The 5,932-nt window shown below is 67.2% G+C and carries 7 protein-coding genes and 1 pseudogene; 3 read left to right on the plus strand and 5 right to left on the minus strand.

Translation table 11 applies throughout. The features are described from left to right. Window positions 1-7: 7 nt before the first annotated feature. Window positions 8-1,438, minus strand: coding sequence for a protein rep (locus GTK01_RS20675; RefSeq protein WP_252929708.1), 1,431 nt, complete (start codon window positions 1,436-1,438; stop codon window positions 8-10). A 731-nt stretch (window positions 1,439-2,169) separates the two neighbouring features. On the opposite strand from GTK01_RS20675, the gene GTK01_RS20680 reads away from it, so the two are divergent. After that, window positions 2,170-2,397 carry a hypothetical protein gene (locus tag GTK01_RS20680; protein ID WP_252929710.1) on the plus strand — a complete coding sequence of 76 codons (228 nt, stop codon included), beginning with the start codon at window positions 2,170-2,172 and terminating at the stop codon, window positions 2,395-2,397. Here GTK01_RS20680 and GTK01_RS20685 read toward each other — a convergent pair. The 4 genes and pseudogenes from GTK01_RS20685 to mobC form a co-directional block, all read right to left on the minus strand. Further along, window positions 2,386-2,745 carry a hypothetical protein gene (locus GTK01_RS20685; RefSeq protein WP_252929712.1) on the minus strand — a complete coding sequence of 120 codons (360 nt, stop codon included), beginning with the start codon at window positions 2,743-2,745 and terminating at the stop codon, window positions 2,386-2,388. The two genes, GTK01_RS20680 and GTK01_RS20685, sit on opposite strands and share 12 nt — an antisense overlap. A 721-nt stretch (window positions 2,746-3,466) precedes the next feature. Next, entirely contained in the window at window positions 3,467-3,751 is a 285-nt protein-coding gene (locus tag GTK01_RS20690) for a hypothetical protein (protein ID WP_252929714.1), read from the minus strand. Window positions 3,752-4,187: 436 nt separating this feature from the next. Beyond that, window positions 4,188-4,538 (minus strand): annotated as a pseudogene (locus GTK01_RS21155) (relaxase/mobilization nuclease domain-containing protein); the annotation flags it as partial. A 38-nt stretch (window positions 4,539-4,576) separates the two neighbouring features. Next, a complete protein-coding gene (gene mobC, locus GTK01_RS20700; RefSeq protein WP_252929718.1) occupies window positions 4,577-4,930 on the minus strand; it encodes a plasmid mobilization relaxosome protein MobC in 354 nt (117 codons plus the stop codon). Window positions 4,931-5,085: 155 nt separating this feature from the next. Here mobC and GTK01_RS20705 point away from each other — a divergent pair, with 155 nt between their 5' ends. Next, the gene (locus GTK01_RS20705) at window positions 5,086-5,412 is read left to right on the plus strand and encodes a type II toxin-antitoxin system prevent-host-death family antitoxin (RefSeq protein WP_252929719.1); all 327 of its coding nucleotides are present in this window, start codon (window positions 5,086-5,088) and stop codon (window positions 5,410-5,412) included. Beyond that, the gene (locus tag GTK01_RS20710; RefSeq protein WP_252929721.1) at window positions 5,409-5,816 is read left to right on the plus strand and encodes a hypothetical protein; all 408 of its coding nucleotides are present in this window, start codon (window positions 5,409-5,411) and stop codon (window positions 5,814-5,816) included. Before GTK01_RS20705 ends, GTK01_RS20710 begins: the two co-directional genes overlap by 4 nt. The last annotated feature ends 116 nt before the right edge of the window (window positions 5,817-5,932 follow it).

The raw sequence follows: 5,932 nt of genomic DNA on the forward strand, positions 1-5,932 counted from the left end.
CGCGCCGCTAGGCGAGGCCGTCCGCCAACAGGCGGAGCGTCGTACCGAGGTCCGGAAGGAGCGCCAGCTCACCGCGCCGATCAGCGGCGTCGCGAATCTGCTGCACGACGATCTGAAGCGCGCCCCCGGGCGACGTCGGTCCCGGCCGCCGGATCTGCACCTGCCTAGCCCGCTGAGCCAGCTCGAGCGCGGAGGCCCGATCCGGCGGCGGGGACCGACGCGGCACGTCTTCAAGCCGGTCCAGGGGATCGAGCCGGTCCATGACGGCGGAGATGCCCGCCCAGTTCTCGCCGCGGGCAACGGCCGCGAAGACAGTGGGCACGTGACCGTGCCGGAGGAGCCTGTGCCAACGCGGCCGATCGATCTCGCCGAGCGTTTCGGCGTCATCCGCTGGCTCCTCGCCCGGAGCGTCGTCGTCGGCGTCGGGCTCCATGCCGAGCTTTGCGGCAAGCGCGGCAGTGATGACGCAAGACCGGGTGCCCGGCATTTCGTCGGCATACTCGAAGAACAGGGCGGCTGCCTGGCGATCGCCAGCAGCTCCATCCGCGGCGAGGTCCCAAGGCGTCCGGCCACCAGCCCGGGCCTTCTTGCCCGTTCCAGCCGCAGCGACTTCCCACGCCGCGCTGCCCTTGGCGAGATAGCCCTGGAGGTCTTCTCGCCGCCACACCGCCACAACGTCCTGGCCTTGACGGAGCGCTTTACCACCCGCTGCGGCGACGGCTGCCAGGTAACGGTCGAGGATCGCCCGGCCGGCCGCCTCGGCGGCGGCAGGATCGACCGTCGACACGATCACGGCCAGGTGCTGGTGGTAGTGCCAACCATGCTCGCCGTAGGTGACCTCTGGGCCGTTGATGACGCCCTGGATGCCGTGATCTTCGGCGAGCCGGACCCAGGACCGGCCCTGACGGGCCTTCCGGCTCGCGCCGGCCACCAGGCCCATGAGACCGGCGAGACGATCGCGGCGCTTGTGCGCCGCCGTCAGCGTCACGAAGACAAGCGACCAACCTTTCCGCTCCGCAGCGTCGAAGACCCGCTCGAGCCGCTCCTTGCGCTGCGCTGCTCGACGCGGCGCGCAGGAAGGGCAGAGCCACGGCGAATCGCAGAACAGGACGCCCTGCGCACCCGGACGCCCGTCCGCATGACGGACCAGGCCGACCGCGTCGCGGTCATGTCCCGCCGAGCCACATTTGCAGACCCCCGGCGTCTTCTCACCTTCGACAGCCCGACTGCGGAGAAGCGTCGCGACGGCATGCTTCAACCTCCAGCGCGAGACGACCTTCGGCTCTTCCCGCGCCTCCTGCGGAAACGTAGCCCCTCTTGTATCAAGGCGCGGCCCTTCGGGGCCGCTGGGAGAGCCATAAACAGCCCTCTCGGCCGCAGGAGCGGCCGAGGCGTAGGATTCATCGAAAATGCGTGAAACGGCGCTAGAATGGACCATCGGCCGCCGATCTGGCGGCCGCGATGTTGTCAGTCTGCTCTGTGTGCGCTATATGCATCATCTGGTTCTCGGCACTTCGGAGCCGAGCCTTATCGGGGCTTCCTTTCTCGTTCTCCGGCCAAAGAGAAAAGCGAGACTGGTCGCCGAGAGCCTACACAAGCGCCGCTCCGAATCGGGGCGGCGTTTTTGTATGCTGACTTCAAAATCCGCCTGAGGCAAACCGCCGGCCGGTTGCATCCTGCACGAACCGGCTACACCATGATCTTGCGACCGTTGCATTGCGGTCGTGGACCTCACAAGAACTACCCGCCGTTAAAGCCCTCGCATCGGTTTCCGACGAGGGCTTTTTCGTACGCAACAGTCCCGTTGGTGATGGACTCGCCCTCACGGGGCTCTGCCCCGCCGCGCGCTACGCGCTTGGCTCCCCCGGGATATTTGGACAAGGGAAAGCCCTCTTGTCGCCTGCGCCGAGCTGATGCATCCTTCTCAAGCGGTACAGCCGGGGACGGCGATGACCGCCCAAGGGAAAGGCCCGCTTCGCGAGAGGCGGGTTTTTTCTTGCCCGCCGCGCCGCAACGCGTCCCCGGCCTGCCGGCCGCGCGGCACATTCCATCTCGCCCACAAGCCGAATTCGTTAGTAACGAAAACAAGATTCGTTACTAACGTACTTGACACAACTCCTGCTATTCGTTACTAACGACAGCAAGAAACGTTACTAACGGAGCCACACCATGGCAATGACTGTCGCCGAGCGCCAGGCGCGCTATCGGAAGCGGAAAGCATCTGCCGAGATTCGTGCCGCGGCGCTTGAAGAAGGGCTGATCAGCCTCTTAGAGAGAACCAAGGAAATTCTCGCCTCAGCGCAGCCCCCGGACACTAAGGTGGACCAGATGAGAGAAGAGATTCCGATCTACATCGAGATTGTACTCAAAGCGGCCCGGGAACGCTCAGCCGGCTAGCCGCTTCCACCAGGGCCGGACGGCAAGATCGTGCCACCTATCACGGTCCGCTTCCGCCGCCTCGGCGCGACGCCGTTCTGCCGCTACGATCTCACGCAGCGCGGCGATCTGGACCTCCAGCACGGCGAATTCGGCGTCCCGGTCATCTTCCCGGGCACTGTCCTGGGCAGGCTCCCGGTCAGGTGCCCGGGTACCTTCCAGGTACTCGACCGGGACACTGACGCGGACCTCGCCATCGTTCCCTTTCCGCTTCTGCCATCGGCGGCGCTTCACCAATTTTCGCGCAGAATCAGGCTGCGTGCCCAACCGCTCGGCGAGTTCTTTGTAGGTGAGGCTTTCGGTCTCCATGAGGGCTCTCCTGGGCATGATCCCGGTCACCTTACCGGGCAGGCGTTAACGAAGGATTCGCCATGACCCCCAGGTCATCCCGGGTCGATTTCGCCCGCCAGCGGCCAAGGAAACGCGACAGATTATTGCGCGACCCCTCCGATCGGCCGAAAACGGCGAGCGGGGTTGCCTGGCGGCCCGGCGGCATAGACTCGTCCAGGTCAGGTCGAATGGCCTGACCGTGCCCGCAGGGCGGAGAGTCGCCGGGTGGCCTGGCACCGAGCCGCGGGGCCACGTGTCTATGCGGGAGGAGCGGCGCGCCACAGGCGCGTGAGGGCGGGGCAAGCGACCCGCCCGAGAGCTCCGGAGCATCGACATGGGGCAAGGCGAGGGAAACCTCCGAGCTCTCACATCCGGAAGCCCGGCGGATTCGGATCTTCGGTCTCCGGCCGCGACGTCCGCCGCGAGACCTGGGCCTCGCGAATCCTGTTACGCAACAGGTCTGTCGACGCCTCAGGAACTTGGATGGGCTCCGCCGGCCTGGCTTCGCCGAAACGAATACGGAGACGGATTTCGGAGATCGTCGACCTCAGGTCCCATGAGAGCCGGCGGACGCGGTCGAGGCCGCCACCCAGCCGACGGACGAGCAGCGCGGATCGCAGCGCCGGGAACCGCCCGGCGAAGCTGCGGACATGGATCTCGGCCGCCGCGGCCCGGGTCTCCGGCGTCGGCCGAAACCCTTTCAGGGCCGTGTTAAGGCGGGCCGTCTGGAGGCGGCCATGGCGTCCATCTTTGCGTGCAGGTCCTCGAGGGAGAGGTGGAGCTGGCGCTGTCCGAGGACGATGGTTTCCAGGATCTCCTGCAGCTGCTCGATCGGCGACGTCTCGCCCTCCGGCTGCTCCAACAAGCTCAACAGCGGCTCGAGCTTCTGGGCCGCTTGGTTCGCTCCCCGGCTCTGGTCGTAAACCGCCTTCAGGGCGTCCATCGGGGATTTCGCCTGTCGGCGCGGGGGCGGGGTCTGCTGCATGGTCGAGTTCCTTCATCCGTTGCGCCACGGCGGCGCGCTTGGTTTTCACGATACGGTCGAGCGCGCCGATCTCGGCGTCGCCGGCACTGACGACGAAGACGCCCGGCTTCCGGCCCTCGGTGACATCGAATCCCATCCCGGCGAGCGCGCTCCGGAACGCGGCCGGGCCGTCCGCCTGCTTCCAGGCGCTCCGGACAGCTTCCTGGGCGGCGGGGAGATCTACGCCCGCGCGCTCGGCCGCCGCCCGGCGGCGCGAGCTCGTCGAGGACTGCGGCGGTTCCGGAGGCGTCGGCAGGACGTCGGCGACGTCGGCGCGACCCATAGTCCGCAGCTCCGCAGCAACAGACGCCGTGCGGCGGGAGTGGGTCAGGGCCTCGCCGAAATCATGCTCGATCGTCCGCGCGACCGCTTCCAGCTTCCGGAACGAAAAGGCGTCGTCGATCGCCCTGCCATCCGGCCCGACATGCGAAACCACGAGGTGGAAATGCTGGTCGGCCGCAGCCCGGGACCTGGCTTTGCCATCGTGCTCCCAGAGCACGAACGCATGGTCCTCGGCCCCGAAAGCCCGGAGGATCCGCTGAACGGCCTCGTCGCGCTGTTCCGGCGACAGCCGGCGCATCGGCGACAGGGCGACATGATGGCAGGAGACGGTCGCCCGCGACCCGTCGCGCAGGGCCTCCATGTAGCGCAGGGCGTCGTCTGAATTCGACAGCGGCACGCCGCCGATCGACACGACGCGGGCCTCCTGCCCCACCTGCCTGTTCAGGTGGGCGGCAAGGTTCCGCATGTCGCGCCGGGAGCGGCCGTGGCGCGTCGAAGTGATGATCAACGGGCGACGTCCAGGATGGCCCGCGTGAGCTTCCCGAGCTCCTGGCGCAGCCCCTCGGCGTCCGCGGCGGCACGGGCGTCGCCCGTCCGGTTTGCGACCCTGGCGATCTGGTTGACGTTGTTGCCCATCCGCCCGATCTCGCCGAGCGCCTGGCCGACGAGCTTCGACAAGGCGTCCGGCTTCCTCCGTATCTCTGGACGGGGCAGGCCGGCGGCCTTGCAGGTCGCGATCCGGGCGAACGAGCTCGGCCCGAGGCCTCGGGCCTCGCCCGCAGCGACCACCTTCGCGTGGTCCTCGGGCGTCAGCCTGATCGTCACCAGCTGCGTCGTCTTTCTCGTTTCCGATCCCATCGATCTCGCCTCCCAGCAGGGGTTCCACAGGGGCGGCACGCCCCTTGGCCAGCAGGGCGGACGCCGCGAAGCGGTAAGTCCGCCCATTGCTGGCTCACCTTCGAGGTCCATGATGCATCGAACAAAACGGGGCCGGTCCGCCGGCGGGAGCGACCTTGCGCAAAATTCAGATCTTCTGTATAATTCAGAAGATTCGAATTTATGAGGGCGCTCTAATGAAGGAATTTACATTCTCCGACCTGAGCCGCCGGTCCGGCGACGTCCTCGACGCCGCCTTGGTCGAGAAGGTGGCCCTTGCGAAGCGGGGCAAGCCGAAGGTAATGATGATGCCGATCGACGAGTACGAGCGCCTGGAGCGCATGGCAGCGGGACGTCGGGAACGGAACGCGTTCACCCTCGCCGACGCCCCCCAGGAAGATCTCGACAACCTGGCGGCCGGCTTCCAGCAGATCCTCGACGAAGCCGGAGAACCTGACGCATGAACCGCGGCGAGGTCTACCGCTTCCACTACCTCTGGGGCCATGAGGCCGCCCGAGGCGAGGAGAGCGGGCGCAAGATCCGCCGCGTTTGCCTGATGATGGAGGTCAACGGCTGGCTCTACCTGTTCCCCATATCCGGGCAGGTTCCGCAGCCGCGCGAGCCCGGCGAGCAACGGATCTACGAGGTCGTTCCGGAGACCGAGCAGCGGCGGATCGGCCTGGGATCGGAGAAGGTGAGCCACCTGATCCTCGACGACTACAACCGTGTCCGGACGGACGAGCTCTACGATTTCGAAAGCCTCATGCCCACCGGCGCATTCAGCGCGCGGTTCCTCGAGAAGGTCGCCAAGCGCTTCATGGACGCCATGCGCGAACGGCGGCCGATCGCCGGGCTGACGCGCCGCTAGGCGAGGCCGTCCGCCAACAGGCGGAGCGTCGTACCGAGGTCCGGAAGGAGCGCCAGCTCACCGCGCCGATCAGCGGCGTCGCGAATCTGCTGCACGACGATCTGAAGCGCGCCCCC

The organism is Aliihoeflea sp. 40Bstr573, from assembly GCF_024105655.1.
Lineage (GTDB): Bacteria > Pseudomonadota > Alphaproteobacteria > Rhizobiales > Rhizobiaceae > Aliihoeflea.

What these genes read in the sequence shown, in the direction of transcription:
- GTK01_RS20675 (WP_252929708.1), bottom strand. Translation starts at nt 1,438, where the DNA reads ATGGTCCATTCTAGCGCCGTTTCACGCATTTTCGATGAATCCTACGCC.
- GTK01_RS20680 (WP_252929710.1), top strand. Translation starts at nt 2,170, where the DNA reads ATGGCAATGACTGTCGCCGAGCGCCAGGCGCGCTATCGGAAGCGGAAA.
- GTK01_RS20685 (WP_252929712.1), bottom strand. Translation starts at nt 2,745, where the DNA reads ATGGAGACCGAAAGCCTCACCTACAAAGAACTCGCCGAGCGGTTGGGC.
- GTK01_RS20690 (WP_252929714.1), bottom strand. Translation starts at nt 3,751, where the DNA reads ATGCAGCAGACCCCGCCCCCGCGCCGACAGGCGAAATCCCCGATGGAC.
- mobC (WP_252929718.1), bottom strand. Translation starts at nt 4,930, where the DNA reads ATGGGATCGGAAACGAGAAAGACGACGCAGCTGGTGACGATCAGGCTG.
- GTK01_RS20710 (WP_252929721.1), top strand. Translation starts at nt 5,409, where the DNA reads ATGAACCGCGGCGAGGTCTACCGCTTCCACTACCTCTGGGGCCATGAG.